Origin of the sequence: Citrobacter sp. Cm046 (genome assembly GCF_030333065.1) — a bacterium.
Taxonomy (GTDB): domain Bacteria; phylum Pseudomonadota; class Gammaproteobacteria; order Enterobacterales; family Enterobacteriaceae; genus Citrobacter; species Citrobacter murliniae.
This window is the reverse complement of record NZ_JAOWGP010000037.1, coordinates 1-19,705: the sequence shown is the minus strand read 5'-3', so window position 1 is coordinate 19,705 and position 19,705 is coordinate 1. Positions and strand designations below refer to the sequence as shown.

The 19,705-nt window shown below is 49.2% G+C and carries 19 protein-coding genes; 10 read left to right on the top strand and 9 right to left on the bottom strand.

Annotated elements, in window-relative coordinates; genetic code table 11:
- Nucleotides 1–107: 107 nt before the first annotated feature.
- The gene (locus tag OGX98_RS08835; protein ID WP_048221530.1) at nt 108–398 is read right to left on the bottom strand and encodes a Bor family protein; all 291 of its coding nucleotides are present in this window, start codon (nt 396–398) and stop codon (nt 108–110) included.
- A gap of 295 nt (nt 399–693) precedes the next feature.
- Between OGX98_RS08835 and OGX98_RS08830 the strand changes: the two genes are divergently transcribed.
- A complete protein-coding gene (locus OGX98_RS08830; RefSeq protein ID WP_045442422.1) occupies nt 694–1,392 on the top strand; it encodes an RluA family pseudouridine synthase in 699 nt (232 codons plus the stop codon).
- 43 nt (nt 1,393–1,435) lie between these two features.
- Here the strand turns inward: OGX98_RS08830 and mdtK are convergent, their stop codons facing one another.
- Nucleotides 1,436–2,809: an MdtK family multidrug efflux MATE transporter gene (gene mdtK, locus OGX98_RS08825; RefSeq protein ID WP_045442423.1), complete on the bottom strand. Its 1,374-nt coding sequence runs from the start codon at nt 2,807–2,809 to the stop codon at nt 1,436–1,438.
- A 335-nt stretch (nt 2,810–3,144) separates the two neighbouring features.
- Between mdtK and OGX98_RS08820 the strand changes: the two genes are divergently transcribed.
- Complete coding sequence (locus OGX98_RS08820) at nt 3,145–3,792, top strand: riboflavin synthase subunit alpha (RefSeq protein ID WP_200011775.1); 648 nt, start codon at nt 3,145–3,147, stop codon at nt 3,790–3,792.
- A 42-nt stretch (nt 3,793–3,834) separates the two neighbouring features.
- Here OGX98_RS08820 and cfa read toward each other — a convergent pair whose 3' ends face one another.
- Nucleotides 3,835–4,983 carry a cyclopropane fatty acyl phospholipid synthase gene (gene cfa, locus OGX98_RS08815; RefSeq protein ID WP_286595130.1) on the bottom strand — a complete coding sequence of 383 codons (1,149 nt, stop codon included), beginning with the start codon at nt 4,981–4,983 and terminating at the stop codon, nt 3,835–3,837.
- A 285-nt stretch (nt 4,984–5,268) separates the two neighbouring features.
- On the bottom strand, nt 5,269–6,474 hold the full coding sequence (punC, locus tag OGX98_RS08810) for a purine nucleoside transporter PunC (RefSeq protein WP_048221526.1): 1,206 nt from the start codon (nt 6,472–6,474) through the stop codon (nt 5,269–5,271).
- Nucleotides 6,475–6,586: 112 nt separating this feature from the next.
- Between punC and punR the strand changes: the two genes are divergently transcribed.
- Entirely contained in the window at nt 6,587–7,510 is a 924-nt protein-coding gene (gene punR / locus OGX98_RS08805; RefSeq protein WP_045442431.1) for a DNA-binding transcriptional activator PunR, read from the top strand.
- 5 nt (nt 7,511–7,515) lie between these two features.
- Here punR and purR read toward each other — a convergent pair whose 3' ends face one another.
- On the bottom strand, nt 7,516–8,541 hold the full coding sequence (purR, locus tag OGX98_RS08800) for an HTH-type transcriptional repressor PurR (protein ID WP_003832757.1): 1,026 nt from the start codon (nt 8,539–8,541) through the stop codon (nt 7,516–7,518).
- Between the two features lie 297 nt (nt 8,542–8,838).
- Here purR and cydH point away from each other — a divergent pair, with 297 nt between their 5' ends.
- The gene (cydH, locus tag OGX98_RS08795; protein ID WP_072036634.1) at nt 8,839–8,928 is read left to right on the top strand and encodes a cytochrome bd-I accessory subunit CydH; all 90 of its coding nucleotides are present in this window, start codon (nt 8,839–8,841) and stop codon (nt 8,926–8,928) included.
- Nucleotides 8,929–9,105: 177 nt separating this feature from the next.
- Entirely contained in the window at nt 9,106–10,275 is a 1,170-nt protein-coding gene (locus OGX98_RS08790) for an MFS transporter (RefSeq protein WP_200011777.1), read from the top strand.
- A 40-nt stretch (nt 10,276–10,315) separates the two neighbouring features.
- Here the strand turns inward: OGX98_RS08790 and sodB are convergent, their stop codons facing one another.
- Nucleotides 10,316–10,897 carry a superoxide dismutase [Fe] gene (gene sodB / locus OGX98_RS08785; protein ID WP_005127188.1) on the bottom strand — a complete coding sequence of 194 codons (582 nt, stop codon included), beginning with the start codon at nt 10,895–10,897 and terminating at the stop codon, nt 10,316–10,318.
- A gap of 127 nt (nt 10,898–11,024) precedes the next feature.
- Nucleotides 11,025–11,852: a C40 family peptidase gene (locus OGX98_RS08780; RefSeq protein WP_286595128.1), complete on the bottom strand. Its 828-nt coding sequence runs from the start codon at nt 11,850–11,852 to the stop codon at nt 11,025–11,027.
- Between the two features lie 333 nt (nt 11,853–12,185).
- Between OGX98_RS08780 and grxD the strand changes: the two genes are divergently transcribed.
- Complete coding sequence (grxD, locus tag OGX98_RS08775; RefSeq protein ID WP_045442441.1) at nt 12,186–12,533, top strand: monothiol glutaredoxin 4; 348 nt, start codon at nt 12,186–12,188, stop codon at nt 12,531–12,533.
- A gap of 210 nt (nt 12,534–12,743) precedes the next feature.
- Here grxD and tpx read toward each other — a convergent pair whose 3' ends face one another.
- Nucleotides 12,744–13,250, bottom strand: a complete 507-nt coding sequence (gene tpx / locus OGX98_RS08770) for a thiol peroxidase (RefSeq protein ID WP_045442444.1) — start codon at nt 13,248–13,250, stop codon at nt 12,744–12,746.
- Nucleotides 13,251–13,364: 114 nt separating this feature from the next.
- Here tpx and ycjG point away from each other — a divergent pair, with 114 nt between their 5' ends.
- On the top strand, nt 13,365–14,330 hold the full coding sequence (ycjG, locus tag OGX98_RS08765) for an L-Ala-D/L-Glu epimerase (protein WP_045442448.1): 966 nt from the start codon (nt 13,365–13,367) through the stop codon (nt 14,328–14,330).
- Here the strand turns inward: ycjG and mpaA are convergent.
- The gene (mpaA, locus tag OGX98_RS08760) at nt 14,305–15,033 is read right to left on the bottom strand and encodes a murein tripeptide amidase MpaA (RefSeq protein ID WP_045442451.1); all 729 of its coding nucleotides are present in this window, start codon (nt 15,031–15,033) and stop codon (nt 14,305–14,307) included. The two genes, ycjG and mpaA, sit on opposite strands and share 26 nt — an antisense overlap.
- A 184-nt stretch (nt 15,034–15,217) precedes the next feature.
- Here mpaA and mppA point away from each other — a divergent pair, with 184 nt between their 5' ends.
- The 3 genes from mppA to OGX98_RS08745 form a co-directional block, all read left to right on the top strand.
- The gene (gene mppA, locus OGX98_RS08755; protein ID WP_286595127.1) at nt 15,218–16,831 is read left to right on the top strand and encodes a murein tripeptide ABC transporter substrate-binding protein MppA; all 1,614 of its coding nucleotides are present in this window, start codon (nt 15,218–15,220) and stop codon (nt 16,829–16,831) included.
- 701 nt (nt 16,832–17,532) lie between these two features.
- Nucleotides 17,533–17,790, top strand: coding sequence for a hypothetical protein (locus OGX98_RS08750; protein ID WP_286595126.1), 258 nt, complete (start codon nt 17,533–17,535; stop codon nt 17,788–17,790).
- A 368-nt stretch (nt 17,791–18,158) separates the two neighbouring features.
- Nucleotides 18,159–19,705: autotransporter outer membrane beta-barrel domain-containing protein (locus OGX98_RS08745; RefSeq protein ID WP_353622277.1), on the top strand; the 1,547-nt coding region annotated here is incomplete at its 3' end.

Sequence of the window (19,705 nt, the reverse complement as noted above, 5' to 3'; positions counted from 1 at the left end):
TATCAGAAGATCTGGCATTAAACCGCGGGTTAACAAAAGGAGTAAGCTATAGCGGCACCGAACTGCAAAAGTGCAGCAGGCATTCCAGGAATGCCTGCTGACAGGGATCATTTGGAGCAATAGACTCTGGCTTCTTTAGGGGTATAGATACCAATAGTGATGATTCGTAAGAAAACATCCATACCTGATTCCTGTACTTCGGTACGAATAACTTTATCAGCACCGCCACAAACCCGCGCTGCATTAATGGTTTGCGACTGTCCAATACCGTTAACAAAAAAGGTTTGTCTGGTTTCTTGAGTTGGTTTCTCAGAAATTCCATGATTTATTTCAAAGGTTTGTTGTGCGCAACCTGATAATGCTGTAGCGACAACCATTGCCGTCATTAACTTTTTCATTTTTACCATTTCATCGTAAGGGAAAGGAGTCGCATATTCTTATTTATTGCAATGGACTCATATCCGACCAGTTACTGATTTTATGTTTATAATAAACTCGTTTAGTCATTGTTTATTTATAGGGGGTGGCGTGTATTTTTGAATTTTGCGCATCAGCGTGGAATAGTAAGCCATAGCGTTTAGTCTCCGGTTAAAGTCTATATTAATATTTTGCTAACCATTAAATTTAACCTGGATTCGCCAGCAGGCTGAAAATTCGTTATGATCCGCGCCCACACTCCATCCGGGCAGCCTGATGTCTACTATTTTCGATACCTTTATTGCCCCGCCGTGCCATGATGAGATAGAGACGCTCTATCAGGATGAACACCTGGTGCTTATCAACAAACCCGCCGGGTTACTCAGCCTTTCCGGGAAAAATCCGCAAAATCTCGATTCAGTGCATCACCGGCTGGTACAGATTTTTCCCGGCTGCACTTTGGTCCACCGTCTTGACTTCGGGACATCCGGGCTAATGGTCATTGCGCGGAATAAAGCTATCAACGCCGCACTTTGTCAGCAATTCAGCCAGCGAACGGTGACGAAAATGTATAGCGCCTTACTCTGCGGGCATCTGGATAATGACGAAGGGGTAATCGATGCGGCGATAGCCAAAGATCCAGCACTGTTTCCGCTGATGACGATTTGCCCTGTGAACGGCAAGCCTGCGCGCTCGCATTACCGGGTTGTCGAGCGCTTTTATCACGAAGTGGAGCAAGGGACGTTATTGCCATTGACGCGGGTGCAGCTCAGCCCGGAGACCGGACGCACACATCAGTTGCGCATTCATTGCCAGCAGTTGGGGCATCCTATTTTAGGTTGTGATCTGTATGGTGGTCGCTTGTTGCCCGGTACTGAACGAACGCCCCGGCTGATGCTACATGCCAGTGAATTGAATTTTGTGCATCCCATTAGCGCAAAGTTGATCAATGCCCGTAATGCCAGTCCATTCTGAAACTGGTAAAAAAAATAGCCACCAGGCGGTGGCTATTTGCGTGTTATCGGGCGGCGCGTTGCAAAATAATGGATGACGGCTGGCGTTGCAGATAGCGCATCCGCAGCATCATCAACACTGCAGCGGAGGTCAGGCCAATAATAAAGCCTATCCAGAAGCCTGCAGGCCCCATGCGATCGACAACCAGATCGGTCAGCGCAAGAATATATCCACTCGGTAAACCCAGCAGCCAGTATGCCGTCAGGGTAATAAAGAAAATAGAACGTGTATCTTTATAACCACGTAAGACGCCGCTGCCGATGACCTGGATAGAGTCTGAGATTTGATATACGGCGGCCAGTAACATCAACTGGGCGGCCAGCGTCACGACTTCAGGGTTATTGTTGTAAAGCAGGGCAATTTGCTCACGCAATGTGACGGTGAAGATTGCGGTTATCATCGCCATGCAAACGCCAACCCCTAAGCCTGTTCTGGCGGCGGTTTGCGCATCCAGCGTAGAGCCCTGGCCCAGACGATAACCGACGCGGATCGTAACGGCGGCAGCCAGCGACATCGGCAGTACGAACATTAACGAGCTAAAGTTCAGTGCGATTTGGTGTCCGGCGACATCAACAATTCCCAGTGGGGAAACCAACAGTGCGACTACGGCAAACAGTGTGACTTCAAAAAATAACGCCAGCGCAATGGGTAAACCCAACTGGACCAGACGTTTCATTACTGCGGTGTCTGGTTTCTGGAAGCCACGCACATTACGGATATCTCGCATTGATCGTGCATGTTTGACATAAGAGAGCATGGCGATAAACATCACCCAGTACACTGCCGCCGTCGCTACGCCGCAGCCAACGCCGCCGAGTTCCGGCATACCCAAATGTCCATAGATGAAAACATAGTTAACCGGAATGTTCACCAGCAGGCCGAGAAACCCCATTACCATCGCCGGTTTGGTTTTGGCCAGCCCCTCGCACTGGTTACGGGCAACCTGGAAGAACAGATACCCCGGTGCTCCCCACAACAGCGCACGCAGGTAACCGACAGCTTTATCTGCCAGCGCTGGATCGATGTTATGCATGGAACGGATAATGTATCCCGCGTTCCACAGCACTACCATAATCAAAATGGATACGCTGCCCGCAAGCCAGAATCCCTGGCGTATCTGATGGGCAATGCGATCGCGGCGACCAGAGCCATTGAGCTGCGCAATCACTGGCGTTAATGCCAGCAGCAGTCCATGACCAAACAAAATGGCCGGTAGCCAGATGGAGGTCCCGATGGCAACGGCCGCCATGTCCGTCGCGCTGTAACCTCCAGCCATGACGGTATCGACGAATCCCATTGCGGTTTGGGCGATTTGCGCAAGAATCACCGGAATTGCCAGAGCTAATAACTGACGCGCTTCTATTACATACTTTTGCACGTTTACACCTTATTACTCTTCATACTCCAGGCTGCAGGTTTGTTGGTTGCGTTCGTTTGCCCCGGTCACACAGCGGTTTATGTCCCGGACCTTACTCACCGCTTCCCTGCAACTCGAATTATTTTGAGTATCTATTGTTGTTATTTAAGAGACAAAAAAGCCGCCTTAAATGGCAGCAAGGAGAAAATGCTGAGGAAATTGCAGTCTATTGTAGCGAGGAATGCATAATTCTCCAGTGAAAAAACAGGTGGGGGCGGTGCATTGCTGGCAACCTGTTTTTTCACCTGCTATTGTGCTCAGCAGAGATGTCTTAATTGAGTTCAGGAGTTACAGGTATGTTTACGGGTATTGTGCAGGGCACCGCAAAACTGGTGTCTATTGATGAGAAACCAAATTTTCGCACGCATGTAGTGGAGTTACCTGAATACATGCTGGAGGCGCTGGAGACCGGCGCATCGGTTGCACATAACGGTTGCTGTCTGACAGTGACTGAAATTAATGGCAACCGCATCAGCTTTGACCTGATGAAAGAAACACTACGTATTACCAACCTTGGCGATCTGCGGGTAGGTGACCTGGTAAACGTCGAACGTGCAGCAAAATTCAGCGATGAGATCGGCGGACATTTGATGTCGGGTCATATTATGACCACCGCGGAGGTGTCGAAAATTCTGACCTCCGAGAATAATCGGCAGATATGGTTCAAGGTCCAGGATACGTCGCTGATGAAATACATCCTGTATAAAGGATTTATCGGTATTGATGGCATCAGCCTGACGGTAGGCGAAGTGACGCCGACGCGCTTCTGCGTTCATCTGATCCCGGAAACGCTGGAGCGTACTACGCTTGGCAAGAAAAAGCTTGGTGCGCGGGTAAACATTGAAATCGACCCACAAACACAGGCTGTTGTTGATACCGTTGAGCGCGTACTGGCCGCGCGAGAAGGCGCGATCAGCAACATCACCGGTGAGGCTGGGGCCTGAGTCATGATGAAAAGCCCCCGTCGCGAACGGGGGCCGAAAGAACTAGCGCGGAACGCGCAGGCCGTGTTCCACACCGCGAGAGAAAACCACCTGCCAAAGCTGAATATCACGTGCGCGAAACGCACCGGCACAGGCGTTGAGGTAATAACTGAACATGCGTTTAAAACGCTCAGTATAATTATCGGCAATCTCCGGCCAACTCTCCATGAAACGCTCATGCCAGGCCATCAACGTGGTATCGTAATCCGCACCAAAATTGTGCCAGTCCTCCATCACAAAATGTGACTCGCTGGCGTTGGCAATCTGGCGTACCGATGGTAAACAACCGTTCGGGAAGATGTATTTGTTAATCCATGGGTCAACGTTATTGTCAGTTTTCTTAGAACCGATACTGTGCAGCAAAAACAGACCATCTGGCTTTAAATTGCGATCAACCACGTCAAAGTAGGTGTTGTAGTTTTTTGGCCCCACATGCTCAAACATACCGACGGAGACAATGCGGTCAAAGCGGTCGTTCAGGTCGCGGTAGTCCTGGAGTAAAATAGTAACGTCCAACCCTTCACAGCGCGCCTGCGCCAGTTTCTGTTGTTCCGCTGAAATCGTCACGCCCACCACACTCACGCCGTATTGTGCTGCCATAAACTGGGACAGGCCTCCCCAGCCGCAACCAATATCGAGCACGCGCATTCCTGGCTTCAACTGCAGTTTCTCGCTAATCATTCTGAGCTTCGCCTTCTGGGCAGCTTCCAGGGTGTCGGCATCTTTCCAGTAGGCGCAGGAATACTGCATATAGGGGTCGAGCATGCGGGTAAAGAGATCGTTGCCAAGATCGTAGTGCTCTTTGCCGACAACCCACGCGCGCTTTTTAGTCTGTAGATTAAACAGACGCGCCGTTGCGATACGGAGAGTATCTTTGAAATGGCGGGGGAGTTGGCTTTCCAGATCTGCGCGTAAGACTTTGGTAAAAAACATATCCAGACGATCGCATTCCCACCAACCATCCATATAGCTTTCACCTAAACCCAGCGACCCTTCCTGCAGGACACGTTTGAAAAAAACGGGGTTTTTAACGCGAATATCCGCTGGCGCAGCACCATTAATCGTAATGCCCGCACGGCTTAGTAATTCATTGGTGATTCGGTACCAGTTATCATCCGGTACGCTGACGTCTTCTATACACGATGAACTCATAGCTTCTCCATCACTGGTCGGTGATCAGAACCTTAAAACAGCGTAGACGCTTTTTTGGTCTTGTGAGAAATTTCACGGAATTAATCCGTAATCTATTATCCGACGTAGAACAGAGGAAGGGAGAACCCCTTGCCGAAAAGACCATCCGTGGAAAAACGGGAACAACCTTGTTCCCGTTAACACAGAATAATTATCGTAATTTTAACAACTGGAAATCAGTATAGGCCTGAATATTTGGTGATTCAACCGAAAATTGTTAGCCAGCTAATTAATTTATGACGGTTATTAATGTGACTCACCATGTGCAATCTGAGAGCCCTCATTCGCCAGGGAATCATTCTCTTTTTGCGACTGCATTTTATATCCAAGCGCAGCCAGGAACACCGTTGACAGCATTACGCTGGTGGTTGTGAGCAACGGAGTACTGATTAACCACGACACCACAAGGCTTGCCAGGAAGCATAAACCCAGTTGTAGCGTGTTCTGCATCGCCGCTGCGCGTCCTGTTGCCTGCGGGAAAGGACGTAGTGCCTGAGCGACGACAATCGGATAGATCGCGCCGTTCGCTATCGCCATGACGCAGAATGGGATCAAGATTTCGGCCAGTGCAACGTGGTGAATAAAACCGGTTGCCCATGTGGCAATAACGCTGATTGCATACAGGATCAGTAGCCATGGCAGCAACTGGCTACCCTGCCATTTTTGCAGTGCGGCGCGGCAACCGTACCCGCCGATCAGGAAGGCGATAGTTTGTGGAACATAGCTCAGTCCAATTACTGCCGGGCTATAGCCCATCTCGCTCAGGATAAACGGTGAGCCGGTCAGCCATGCGAAAAAGCTCGCAGAACATGCCGCATAAATCAGTACATTTCCACGGTATGTTTTAGAACGCAGTAGCGTCGCGAACGTCAACGCGTCCTGACTATCGTCACGCGCATTTGCTGTCGGTTTTAACCGCAGGGCAGGCAACATCAGGATCAAGGTAATCGCAAACAGGGTGGCAAAAATGGCCTGCCAGGAAAAATGTACCAGGATCCAGCTACCTAATAAGGGCGCGAGGGCAGGTGATAAGCCGACCAGAGGCATAATGGTGGCAAAGATACGGTTAACTTTTTGCGAGGGATAGTAATCGGTAACCAGCGCCTGCCAGATTACTGATGCGGCACAAACGCCGACGGCCTGGACGAAGCGCAGCACCAGCAAGCCGGTGGCGTTTTCAACCCATAGCATCCCCAGACTACCCAGGGCGAAGATGGATAATCCCAGCAATAAAATTGGCTTACGACCATAGCGGTCGGAGAGTGGCCCCCACAGAAGCTGCGCAACGGCAAAACCGGCTAAGAACAAACTAAGGCTGGCGCTGACGGCAGACGCAGGGGTTTGCAGATCGGACTGAATAGCAGCAAAGGCGGGCAAATACATATCCGTTGCCAGAAAGCCGAGCACGCTAAGACCGGCCAGCCAGACTAAAAACCCTTTTCCAGGTTGCATCATCATTTCTCTTTTTAAGCAGTAAAACAGTGTCGCAGAGTGTAGTGAGTGAAATTCTCGCTGTGAAACGCTAATATTTGTTTACTGATTTCAAAATTTTTGTAGGCAGACTATGTGGTCGGAATATTCACTTGAAGTCGTTGATGCGGTTGCGCGTAACGGCAGCTTTAGTTCGGCTGCGCAGGAGTTGCACCGTGTACCTTCGGCGGTAAGCTACACCGTTCGTCAACTGGAGGAGTGGCTTGCAGTTCCGCTTTTCGAGCGACGTCATCGGGATGTGGAACTAACACCCGCAGGGGCGTGGTTTTTAAAAGAAGGTCGGTCTGTTATCAAAAAAATGCAGATCACTCGCCAGCAATGTCAGCAAATCGCCAACGGCTGGCGAGGGCAGCTCGCGATTGCAGTCGATAATATTGTGCGACCGGAACGCACCCGGCAGATGATTGTGGATTTCTATCGTCACTTCGATGATGTGGAACTGCTGGTTTTTCAGGAAGTGTTTAACGGTGTCTGGGATGCGCTATCGGATGGTCGCGTCGAACTGGCGATCGGTGCAACGCAGGCGATTCCGGTGGGGGGACGTTACACGTTTCGTGATATGGGAATGCTGAGCTGGAGTTGCGTGGTGGCGAGCCATCACCCGTTGGCTTCGATTCCCGGGCCATTAAGCGATGACACGTTGCGCAACTGGCCGTCGTTGGTTCGTGAAGATACTTCGCGCACGCTACCGAAACGAATCACATGGCTGCTGGATAACCAAAAACGTGTCGTGGTACCGGACTGGGAATCCTCTGCTACCTGTTTATCGGCTGGGCTATGTGTGGGCATGGTGCCAACACATTTTGCTAAACCGTGGATCGATAGCGGTAAGTGGGTTGCTTTGCAGCTGGAAAACCCTTTTCCTGATGCCGCATGTTGTCTGACCTGGCAGCAAAATGATACGTCGCCAGCACTGCTCTGGTTGCTGGACTACCTGGGAGATAGCGAAACGCTGAATAAAGAGTGGCTACGGGAGCCGGAACAGGCTCCCGTATAACAGGTTTAACGACGGTAATCGCGGAATGGGCCGTCGGCAACGGAGCGACGCTCCACCAGTCGAGGGTGGACCTCAATAGATTGCGACTCTTCGCGCTTGTTTACGATACGGTCTAACAGCATATTGAAGGCAGTCTCACCTAACGAATCTTTCGGCTGGTGAATCGTGGTCAACGCTGGCGTGAAGAAGCGGGCGTTGCGCACGTTGTCATAACCGATCAACGACACATCCTGCGGTACACGCAAACCCATCTCGTCAGCGGCGCAAAGAGCACCCATCGCCATGATATCGCCACCGCAGAAGACGGCAGTCGGACGATGCGACTGGGAGAGGATTTGCTGCATGGCGCGATATCCGGATTCTGGTTCAAAATCGCCCTGTACGATCCAGTTTTCAGGTACTTTAATCAGCGCTTCTTCCATCGCTTTCATAAATCCTGCCAGGCGTCCGGCGCCGGTGTTGCGCTCCATAGGGCCTGGGATCACGCCAATCTCGCGGTGGCCGCGTTCTACCAGATATCGACCCGCCATATAACCGCCTTCGAAAGCGTTATCAATGACCGTGTCGGTAAAGTCGGCTTTCGCTTCGCCCCAGTCCATGACGACCATCGGAATATGGCGATACTCTTCGAGCATGGAAAGCAGTGATTCCGGATACTCAGAACACATTACCAGTAAGCCATCGACGCGCTTTTGCGCCATCATTGAGAGATATGCCTGCTGCTTTTCGAGGCTATTCCATGCGTTACCCAGAATCAGCGTGTAGCCTTTCTGGAAACAATTTTTCTCAACGGCTTCGATAATTTCCGCGAAATAGGCGGCTTCGCTGCTGGTCGCCAACAAGCCGATCGACTTGGTGTGATTCACCTTCAGGCTGCGCGCAACTGCGCTGGGAGAGTAGTGCAACTCTTTAATGGCTGCCCAGACTGCATTACGCGTTTCTTCCGCGACAAAGCGCGTCTTGTTAATTACATGTGATACGGTTGTAGTGGAAACGTTTGCTCGCTTCGCTACATCTTTAATTGTTGCCATTACATCTCACTCCAGACCATATCCTAAGCTCCTGAGAATACTCCAGGTAAACGTTTGCCTTTACACACCCTTAACGCAACGTCAGAGTTGCGGCACGCCGGGAAAACGACACGGAACGTCAGGAAGGGGTCAATGGCCGGTACGCTAATCAAGTAAGCGTGGAATTTTGTCTGATCTTAACGAAAAGGGGAAGAGTTAAAAGCATTTATCAATATAAATCGTGAGAGATTTTTGCGTTCAAGTATGCAAAAATGCGCAATATCACTTTTTGTGTGGGAATAAAAAGGAGAAAACTTGATGAGCACCGATCTGAAATTTTCGTTAGTCACCACCATTATTGTTCTGGGCCTGATTGTAGCAAGTGGTTTGACCGCAGCACTGCATTGATTTACTCCGAGGGAGAGCAATCTCCCTCATCCCTTCAGCACGTTTTTCCCGTTCTATTATTTGCGAATTTGCAAAAGTCTTTTGCAAATTTGTTAACTTTATTATTTTTGCGATCAATGTCATGCTTTTGGCTCTTATTACGTGTCGTGCCACGGCTCGACGTTATGGAGTCGAAGTATGAAAATAAATTATCCGTTACTGGCACTGGCGATTGGTGCGTTCGGTATTGGCACGACCGAATTTTCTCCTATGGGATTATTACCCGTCATTGCCCGGGGTGTGGATGTCTCGATTCCTGCTGCCGGAATGTTAATCAGCGCATATGCGGTTGGCGTGATGGTGGGTGCTCCGTTGATGACATTGTTGCTTTCTCATCGTGCGCGCCGTAATGCGCTTATTTTTCTGATGGCGATATTTACACTGGGTAATGTGCTTTCGGCAATTGCACCGGATTACACCACTCTCATGCTTTCACGTATTTTGACCAGTCTTAATCACGGCGCTTTTTTTGGCCTTGGTTCTGTTGTGGCGGCGAGCGTGGTGCCAAAACACAAGCAGGCCAGCGCGGTTGCTACCATGTTTATGGGCCTAACGATCGCCAATATTGGCGGTGTCCCTGCGGCAACCTGGCTGGGCGAGACCATCGGCTGGCGAATGTCATTCTTGGCAACTGCGGGTCTGGGCGTGATTGCGATGATCAGTCTGTTCTTCTCGTTACCTAAAGGCGGGGCAGGAGAGCGTCCTGAAGTGCGTAAAGAACTTGCGGTGCTGATGCGTCCGCAGGTTGTCTCGGCGCTACTGACCACCGTATTGGGAGCAGGTGCGATGTTTACGCTTTATACCTATATCTCACCCGTTCTGCACAGTATTACCCATGCCACACCAGCATTTGTCACCGGGATGTTGGTGTTAATTGGCGTTGGTTTCTCTATTGGTAATTATCTTGGTGGTCGGCTGGCAGACAAGTCGGTCAACGGCACGCTGAAAGGCTTTTTATTACTGCTGATGGTCATTATGCTGGCAATTCCATTTCTGGCGCGTAATGAGCTGGGAGCGGCTATCAGTATGGTGGTCTGGGGCGCGGCGACGTTTGCGGTAGTCCCGCCTTTGCAGATGCGCGTGATGCGCGTTGCCAGCGAAGCGCCAGGATTATCTTCATCGGTTAATATTGGGGCATTTAATCTGGGCAATGCCCTCGGGGCTGCGGCTGGTGGCGCAGTGATATCCGGTGGGTTAGGTTATAGCTTTGTGCCGGTGATGGGGGCGATTGTGGCGGGGCTGGCTTTGCTGCTGGTCTTCATCTCAGCGAAAAAACAGCCTCAGGAAGCGTGCCCGACTGCAAATTGACACTAAAACGCAGAAGGGGATCCCTTCTGCGTTGTCATTTTTATGCTGCGAAGTTTTTCGCAACAAACTCCCAGTTTACCAGCGCCCAGAAATGCTCCAGGTAGCCAGGACGTGCATTGCGATAGTCGATGTAGTAGGCGTGTTCCCAGACGTCAACGGTCATCAGAGGTGTCGCATCGGTGGTCAGTGGTGTACCTGCGTTAGAGGTGGAAACGATAGCCAGTTTGCCATCCGTCCCTTTTACCAGCCAGGTCCAGCCGGAACCGAAGTTCTTAATTGCGGCATCGGTGAATTGCGCTTTGAAGTCTGCGAAGCTGCCAAAGGATGCAGTAATGGCTTCGGCCAGTTTTCCGGTCGGTTCGCCACCAGCGTTTGGTGCCAGACAGTTCCAGTAGAACGTGTGGTTCCATACCTGAGCTGCGTTATTAAATACACCGCCTTCAGAGCTACGTACGATCTCTTCCAGTGACTTGCCTTCAAACGCTGTGCCTTTAATCAGATTATTCAGATTAGTCACGTAGGTTTGATGGTGTTTGCCATAGTGGTATTCCAGCGTTTCAGCAGAAATGTGCGGTGCCAGAGCATCTTTGGCATACGGTAATGCAGGTAATTCAAACGACATTGCTTCTCTCCTTATTATTTATATTGAGTACACACAATAACCTCATTGTGCGTAAGGATAGGGTAGCAAATTGAAAGGTTATGCAAAAGAAGAACTTACCCTACAGCACACGCTGTAGGGTAAGTTTTTAGCGAATTGTTTTAGGCGTCATTACGCGTCGAGCGCCGACATAGTGGCGCTGCCAGTAATCTTCGCTCAGCGAGGTGATTTGAATTTCCTGACCGCTACGAGGCGACTGGATAAATTTGCCGTTGCCAACGTAGACACCGACGTGATCGGCGGTACCCCGGCCCTGTGTCCGGAAGAAGACCAGATCGCCGTTTTTCAGTTCGCCACGTTCGATAGGTGCTGCGTCCCGCAGGTGGTACATTTCATTGGCGGTGCGCGGAATGCGAAACTTCACCAAATCTTTATACGCGTAATAGACCAGACCGCTGCAATCAAAACCGGTCCTTGGTGATGTGCCACCCCAACGGTAAGGTTTACCGATTTGGTTCATCAGGGTGGACATGGCGGTTTTGGTCGCTTTTTGCACTTTAACTTTATGTGTCTCAGCAAGCGTTACAGGGGTTGTCGACTTCACTTTCACACAGCGCGGTTTATGACCTTTACGCGGGGTGCATTTTTCAGTCCAGGTGACGGCGGCGGTTTGCGCTGTGGCTGCTTTCCCCCGACGATTTGCTATTTTAGTCGATTTTGCTGGAGTGGTTGTGCGTTTTTTTACTGAGGCGGTTTTACTGCTGGTTTTGCTGGTGGATTTTTTAGCCGTCTTCTGAGTGGTTTTGGTTGTTTTTTGACTGGCTGTTGAGCTTTTCTTTTTATCTACCGTTTTGATGGTGTGCGAAACAGTAGGCGTCGTCCTGGCTTGCTTGGAAGCATGGGCCATGGGCGTAAAAGGCAGTGTGGTAAAAAGTAAAGCACAGAGCGTGATCGAGATTCGGTTTATCCGCGCCACTGAGCAGTCCTCTGGTAAGGCAGGTCTATCGTGCCTGCGTGTGATTTACAAAACTTGATGATTCTAATCTATAGAAACGGGAAACTTAATAGCTTTTTTCGTTTAAAACTATGTTTCGTTACCGACCGCAAAAAAAAACAGCAAATAAAGATAAAACTGGTGAACAGATAATCAAATCCACACCCTTTAAGGGGATAAGTGAGATTGTGAATGCAACTTTTAGCGACAGGGGATAAAATAATAAGGCGTAATGAAAATGTTATTTTCCGTTGCCAGCCTGACCCGCTACAATGTCAGACTACTGCCGTAAAAGAAGTTTAAGGAAGCAAGATAATGAGCACCACTATCGAAAAAATCCAGCGCCAGATCGCTGAAAACCCGATTCTCCTGTACATGAAAGGTTCTCCAAAACTGCCAAGCTGCGGTTTCTCCGCACAGGCCGTGCAGGCGCTGTCAGCCTGTGGTGAACGCTTTGCTTATGTCGATATTCTGCAAAATCCGGATATTCGCGCCGAGTTGCCGAAATACGCAAACTGGCCAACCTTCCCGCAGCTGTGGGTTGATGGTGAACTGGTTGGCGGTTGCGACATTTTAATCGAGATGTACCAGCGCGGTGAGTTGCAGACTCTTATCAAAGAGACTGCGGCGAAGTACAAAACCGAAGAACCAGATGCTGAATAATCAGCAGATATAAAAAACAACATCATCGTTGGTGACTGCCAGGCGGTTGGCCGAACAGATGGTTGTATAAGAATCCGGAAATGTTCATTCGTTTCCGGATTTTTTTGTCTGTAGCTTCCGGCAATATCTGGGGGCTATAAACAAAAAAGCCAGCCAGTTTTTCAACTGACTGGCTTTATGCCAGCGAAGACGTTGTGTCTTCAAAAGAACTTAGGCTTTCAGTACGTCCAGTGCGGCAGTGTAGTCTGGCTCGTTGGTAATTTCGTTGACCAGTTGGCTGAAAATAATGTTGTCATTTTCATCAATAACTACCACGGCACGTGCGGCCAGGCCTTTCAACGGGCCTTCGGAGATTTCAACACCATAGTTTTTCAGGAATTCAGCATTGCGCAGAGTTGACAGCGTGATAACGTTGCTCAGACCTTCCGCGCCGCAGAAACGAGAGTGGGCAAATGGCAGGTCGGCTGAAATGCACAGCACGACGGTATTGTCGATTTCTGTCGCCAGTTGGTTAAACTTACGTACCGATGCCGCGCAAACGCCGGTATCGATGCTTGGGAAAATATTCAGCACTTTGCGCTTGCCTGCGAACTGGGCCAGCGTAACGTCAGACAGGTCTTTAGCCACAAGAGTAAAAGCCTGAGCTTTGCTACCAGCCTGAGGAATGGAGCCGGCGACTGAAACCGGGTTGCCCTGGAAATGAACGGTTTGTGACATGGTTATCTTCCTGTTTACATATAGTTAACGTCGTGGCTAGTTTATGCCATCAACAGTTAACACGGCAAACGCTATTTGCGGATATCCGCTTCCGGGATTACATAAGGAAAATAAATGAGATCAGTTAAGGTATATGAGGAAGCCTGGCCGCTACACACTCCCTTTGTGATTGCCCGAGGCAGCAGAACAGAAGCACACGTCGTGGTGGTTGAGCTGGAAGAAAATGGCGTAAAAGGCATCGGGGAATGTACGCCTTATCCCCGTTATGGCGAAAGTGATGCTTCGGTACTGGCACAAATTATGAGTATTGCCCGGCAACTGGAAAGCGGGCTGACCCGCGAAGATTTACAGAAACTGTTGCCTGCAGGGGCTGCGCGTAATGCGATTGACTGTGCTTTATGGGACTTGAGTGCCCGGCAACAGCGACAAACTCTGGCTGAATTTATTGGCACTGAGCTGGATGCAGTTGTGACGACGGCCCAGACCGTGGTGATCGGTACCCCAGAGCAGATGGCGGCAAGCGCAGCAGCTCTGTGGGAGAATGGCGCGAAATTGCTGAAAGTTAAACTGGATGCCCGCCTAATCAGCGAGCGGATGGTCGCTATCCGTGCGGCAGTTCCAGACGCCACGCTGATTGTCGATGCCAACGAATCCTGGCGTGCCGAAGGGCTCGCAGCACGTTGTCAATTGCTGGCAGATTTAGGCGTCGCAATGCTGGAACAGCCGTTACCTGCTCAGGATGATGCCGCACTGGAGAATTTTATCCATCCGTTGCCCATCTGCGCAGATGAAAGCTGTCACACCCGCAGTAGCCTGAAAGCATTGCACGGGCGTTATGAAATGGTGAACATCAAACTGGACAAAACGGGCGGCCTGACGGAAGCGCTGGCGCTGGCGGCCGAAGCGCGCGAACAGGGATTTGCTCTGATGCTGGGATGCATGCTGTGTACTTCCCGGGCCATTAATGCCGCATTGCCGCTAACACCGCAGGTCAGCTTTGCCGATCTGGATGGCCCAACCTGGCTGGCCGATGACGCAGAGCCAGCCCTGCATTTTACGACCGGGCTGCTCCATCTCTAGGATGCCAACGCAGCAGATTAGACATCGCCAGCAGATATTTTTCGCTGGCCTCATCTGAAGAGATGGGCGGAAACTCAGCGGTAATGCAGTGTAAGTTCAGATCGGCGCACCAGCTGCCGAAAGAGCCGGGCGTTTCATAACCTACGCTGGTGACCAGGGGTAATTCAAACGTCTGCGCCAGCCACTCGCCTAATTCGCTGTGTCTGGGATCTTCAATACAGGCCAGCGGATCGTGAAAAGAAACCACCCAGGCGGGATGAATGCGGTGAATAAGCTGACACAGTGCCTGAGTTTCTGGTTCAGACCCCGGATGTTCACCGGTTAACAACACCACATCGCGTTCTTCTGCACTACTGTTCCAGCGATATACTGTTTCTCCCGCTTTCCAGTTTGCCGCCGGAAAATTACGATTGAGATCCACACCATTAGCATTCGCGCGCAATCCAAGCTGGCAACCGTCAGGGTTAACCGCCAGCACAATATGATGGCGGCGCAGCGAAGGGTTAAGCGTACGCAACGCGCAGGAAAGGGTAACCACTGAAGAGTTTTCATCACCGTGAGTTCCCGCCAGAATCAGACCACTCTCGCGATCGGCCGCGGGGGCGGGAAACCAGATTAACGGTGCGCCCAGCAGTGAACGTCCGTAATGTTCGGTTCCCGGTGGAAATGCGCCGCGCTCGGCACGAGGACGGGTAACGGTCATAGTCTTCTCTGAAAGCATGAATTGTTACTCGCAGTGTTGTGCAAAATGTCTGGATAATCAAATCGTTTTCACACACTTATCTTTTCAGGTGTAATATCACTTTCTTGTCGGAAGTTAATTGCATTTCCTGCTGGCGATACAAATAATTACACATTCACTTAATGGCCGGATCTGAGGGTATTTTATGAGGCATTCTGTTTCAGTAACCTGTTGTGCGCTGTTGGTTAGCAGCATTTCTTTATCGCATGCTGCGGATGTTCCCAGCGGAACGGTACTGGCAGAAAAACAAGAACTGGTGCGTCATATAAAGGATGAGCCTGCGTCGCTGGATCCGGCGAAAGCTGTAGGACTGCCTGAAATTCAGGTTATCCGCGATTTATTTGAAGGGTTGGTCAACCAGAATGATAAAGGGGAAATCATTCCCGGTGTAGCCACGCAGTGGAAGAGTAACGATAACCGCATCTGGACATTTACGCTACGCGATAACGCGAAATGGGCCGATGGTACGCTGGTAACGGCACAGGATTTTGTCTATAGCTGGCAGCGACTGGTTGATCCAAAAACACTTTCCCCGTTTGCATGGTTTGCAGCTTTGGCTGGTATCAATAATGCACAGGCGATTATCGACGGCAAAGCCACACCCGATAAACTGGGAGTTAGCGCGGTAGATGCCAGGACATTAAAAGTTCAACTGGATAAACCACTGCCCTGGTTTGCCAATCTGACGGCGAACTTTGCGTTTTACCCGGTACAAAAAGCCAATGTTGAAAGCGGCAAAGAGTGGACAAAACCGGGTAATTTGATCGGCAACGGGGCCTATGTATTGCAGAATCGTGTCGTTAACGAAAAACTGGTGGTTGTGCCGAATACACACTATTGGGACAACGCCAAAACCGTATTGCAAAAAGTGACGTTCCTGCCAATTAATCAGGAATCTGCGGCAACAAAGCGTTATCTCGCCGGTGATATTGATATTACGGAATCCTTTCCGAAAAATATGTATCAGAAACTGTTGAAGGATATTCCGGGGCAGGTTTACACCCCACCTCAGCTCGGTACTTATTATTATGCGTTTAATACGCAGAAAGGGCCGACGGCAGATTCGCGAGTGCGCCTGGCGCTCAGTATGACTATCGATCGCCGTCTGATGGCGGAAAAAGTCTTGGGTACCGGGGAAAAACCAGCCTGGCATTTCACGCCGGATGTCACTGCAGGTTTTGTACCTGAGCCTTCTCCATTTGAGCAAATGAGTCAGGAAGAGCTGAATGCTCAGGCGAAAACGTTGTTACGTGCAGCGGGCTATGGGCCGCAGAAACCGCTTAAACTGACGCTGCTGTACAATACTTCGGAAAACCATCAGAAGATCGCCATCGCCGTTGCTTCTATGTGGAAGAAAAATCTCGGTGTTGATGTGAAGTTGCAAAACCAGGAATGGAAAACCTATATCGACAGCCGTAATACCGGTAATTTCGATGTGATCCGCGCCTCCTGGGTAGGTGATTACAATGAACCATCAACGTTCCTGTCGTTATTAACATCGACTCATTCCGGGAATATTTCCCGGTTTAATAATCCTGCATACGATAAAGTGTTGACCCAGGCCACGATGGAAAACACGGAAAAAGCACGTAATGCGGATTATAACGCCGCAGAAAAAATCCTGATGGAGCAGGCTCCCATTGCGCCTATTTATCAGTACACCAACGGGCGTTTAATTAAACCATGGTTGAAAGGGTATCCCATTACCAACCCTGAAGATGTGGCCTATAGCCGTACAATGTATATTGTGAAGCACTAGTTGAATACATGCTCCTGATAGCCTTCGTTAACCTCATCTAAAACCAGAGCTGGCGCGGATTACAGCGCCAGCACCTCTCGTGAACCTTTGTTAACCGCATCAGGAAACCTCATTTTTTTGACGGTATAAATGACGTATTAAACGAATTACCGTTACGGTAAAACCCAGTTTTTACCGCCATAACCTATCACCCATGACGGTATTTATTGATACTGGATACCGTCAATGCTTACCGATACAAAGCTCAAAAACCTGAAACCTAAAGAAAAAATGTATAAGCAATCAGACCGTGATGGCCTCAGGCATTTGACGTGCTTGTTGCGTTAAATGGGTTGTATTCCAGGGCTGATTTTATTCATCAAACCCTGCCGTGGACTATTTATTGGAGCAATAGAGTTGTACTACGCGAATATTGCCGCAATGGCTGGGCGAAGCTCGAGATAATCTGTGCAATAGTGGAATCAGGGCAGCGGCACTGAGGCGGACTAGCTATATATTTTTCGGAATCACCTTAATTTTATCATACAAATTTCATGCTAACTGCATGTTAAAATATTATCAATAATTTCATGTGGTTGCCCTACAGTAATGGTCAGGTTAAATAATAATTAAATTTATTTCCAATATGTTTTATGTAATTGTGATGTGTTTAATCCCATTGGAATAGTGTTTATCAATAGTAATGGTGAAGTGAGGAAAAATTGAACAGCAAAAAAAATTTAATTGCCCTGGTTGTTTCTGGTGCTGTATTTGGCCCTGCAACCACACAAGCCCAAATGATTATTAATGATAATATATCTGTCAAAGATACATGGGGGGTCTTTAATCCCGGAGGTGCCGGTTTGTATTTAATTGATAATACAACCATTAATGTTGAAGTTACAGGAAATGGTTCGCAGGCCCATGGGATATTAGTGAATGCTTCTCCTACAGAGAGCACCGGTATACCAAAACAATAGTTAAAAACAGCACTATAACTTCCCAAGGAAATGGGGCTTATCTTGTTGGTGGTTATACCCAATTTGATAACTCTAAAATCATCTCTTCTGGCAATTATGGTATTGTCACAAAAGGTGGAATTGTTCAACTTGAAAATGGTAGTTCTATTAATACTAAAAATAACACTATCGGCCTCTATCTGACTAAGGGTTATGATGGTACCTATGCCGATAATGAGGTTACACTAAACAATTCATCTATCGCGACCGAAAATGGCCCCGCAATAGCGGTAGGTGCTGACGCTACTGCACATATACATGTATATAATTCTAAAGTTGACAGCGGTAATGATATATTACTCACTACCAGTGATAATTCTGTTGTTGATATGGACTTTAATGGAAGCGTAGCTACAGGTAATATAACCGCAGCAGGAAATACAGCGATTGATGTTTTATTGTTCAATAAATCATATATTTATGGTTCAATGAATAATGTTAACAGCCTTAACATTGATTCGTCTTCAGAGTGGAAAGTCTTCGGGGACTCAGATTTAAACTCCTTGATAAATTCCGGCGTAGTTAATCTTTCAAACGCAAGTACTGTCGGTACAATACTAACCATTAACAATAATTACAAAGGTGATGGCGGCGTAATCATTTTTAACTCAAAACTATCTGATGATAGCTCGCTTACCGATAAACTGGTGATTAATGGTGATAGTGAGGGGGATACTAATGTTATTGTTAACAACCTTGGTGGTACCGGCTCCCAGACACTAAATGGAATTGAAATAATAACGGTCAAAGGAAACTCAAATGGTGTTTTCACGCAATATGGACGTATTGTTGCAGGAGCCTATGACTATAATTTAATAAAAAACGGTAATGACTGGTATTTAGTCAGCACTATCCCACCGGTTGATCCCGTAGAGCCGCCGGTGGACCCTGTCGACCCTCCCGTTGATCCTGTAACACCGCCGGTTGACCCCTCTGATGAAACACATGTTAACCGCCCTGAAGCAGGTAGCTATCTTGCAAACATTGCGGCTGCGAACACGTTATTCAACACCCGTCTGCACGACCGTCTGGGGGAAACGCAGTACGTTGATGCTCTGACTGGTGAGAAGAAAGTTACCAGTCTGTGGCTACGCCAGGTCGGTAGTCATAATAACTGGCGTGATGGCAGTGGTCAGTTGAAAACACAGAGCAACAGTTATGTCGCACAGTTGGGTGGCGATGTTGCGCAGTGGTCAACCGATGGTCTGAACAGAGGCCACCTGGGTCTGATGGCGGGTTACGGTAATAACCACAGTTCTACCCGTTCTTCCGTCACGGGTTATGGTTCAAAAGGTTCGATAAACGGTTACAGCGTTGGCGCTTACGGCACCTGGTTTGCCAGCGATGCGGATAAAGCAGGGTTGTATGTGGACAGCTGGCTCCAGTACAGCTGGTTCAACAACCAGGTTAACGGGCAGCAACTGGCCAGCGAATCCTACAAGTCTAAAGGCTTTACGGCCTCGCTGGAGACGGGTTACACCCAGAAACTGGGCGAGTTTGCTGGCAGCAAAGGGACGCTTAATGAATGGTTTATCCAGCCACAAGCCCAGGCCACCTGGATGGGTGTGAAAGCAGACAACCATCGTGAAGCCAATGGAACCCGCGTTAGCAGCGGTGGCGACGGTAACGTACAAACCCGTCTGGGCCTTCGTACGTACCTGAAGAGCCATCATGCGATGGATGACAACAAAGACCGTACTTTCGAGCCGTTCATTGAAGCCAACTGGTTGCATAATACGCGCAGTTATAACGTGAACATGGATAATGTCCACATCAACCAGGCTGGCGCCCGCAACATTGGCGAAGTCAAAGTGGGTGTTGAAGGACAGATTAACCCTCGGGTCAATCTGTGGGGCAATGTCGGCGCTCAGATGGG

Excerpts from the sequence above, each read along its gene's own strand:
- OGX98_RS08835 (WP_048221530.1), bottom strand. The coding sequence starts at position 398 with ATGAAAAAGTTAATGACGGCAATGGTTGTCGCTACAGCATTATCAGGT.
- OGX98_RS08830 (WP_045442422.1), top strand. The coding sequence starts at position 694 with ATGTCTACTATTTTCGATACCTTTATTGCCCCGCCGTGCCATGATGAG.
- OGX98_RS08820 (WP_200011775.1), top strand. The coding sequence starts at position 3,145 with ATGTTTACGGGTATTGTGCAGGGCACCGCAAAACTGGTGTCTATTGAT.
- cfa (WP_286595130.1), bottom strand. The coding sequence starts at position 4,983 with ATGAGTTCATCGTGTATAGAAGACGTCAGCGTACCGGATGATAACTGG.
- punC (WP_048221526.1), bottom strand. The coding sequence starts at position 6,474 with ATGCAACCTGGAAAAGGGTTTTTAGTCTGGCTGGCCGGTCTTAGCGTG.
- punR (WP_045442431.1), top strand. The coding sequence starts at position 6,587 with ATGTGGTCGGAATATTCACTTGAAGTCGTTGATGCGGTTGCGCGTAAC.
- purR (WP_003832757.1), bottom strand. The coding sequence starts at position 8,541 with ATGGCAACAATTAAAGATGTAGCGAAGCGAGCAAACGTTTCCACTACA.
- cydH (WP_072036634.1), top strand. The coding sequence starts at position 8,839 with ATGAGCACCGATCTGAAATTTTCGTTAGTCACCACCATTATTGTTCTG.
- OGX98_RS08790 (WP_200011777.1), top strand. The coding sequence starts at position 9,106 with ATGAAAATAAATTATCCGTTACTGGCACTGGCGATTGGTGCGTTCGGT.
- sodB (WP_005127188.1), bottom strand. The coding sequence starts at position 10,897 with ATGTCGTTTGAATTACCTGCATTACCGTATGCCAAAGATGCTCTGGCA.
- grxD (WP_045442441.1), top strand. The coding sequence starts at position 12,186 with ATGAGCACCACTATCGAAAAAATCCAGCGCCAGATCGCTGAAAACCCG.
- tpx (WP_045442444.1), bottom strand. The coding sequence starts at position 13,250 with ATGTCACAAACCGTTCATTTCCAGGGCAACCCGGTTTCAGTCGCCGGC.
- ycjG (WP_045442448.1), top strand. The coding sequence starts at position 13,365 with ATGAGATCAGTTAAGGTATATGAGGAAGCCTGGCCGCTACACACTCCC.
- mpaA (WP_045442451.1), bottom strand. The coding sequence starts at position 15,033 with ATGACCGTTACCCGTCCTCGTGCCGAGCGCGGCGCATTTCCACCGGGA.
- mppA (WP_286595127.1), top strand. The coding sequence starts at position 15,218 with ATGAGGCATTCTGTTTCAGTAACCTGTTGTGCGCTGTTGGTTAGCAGC.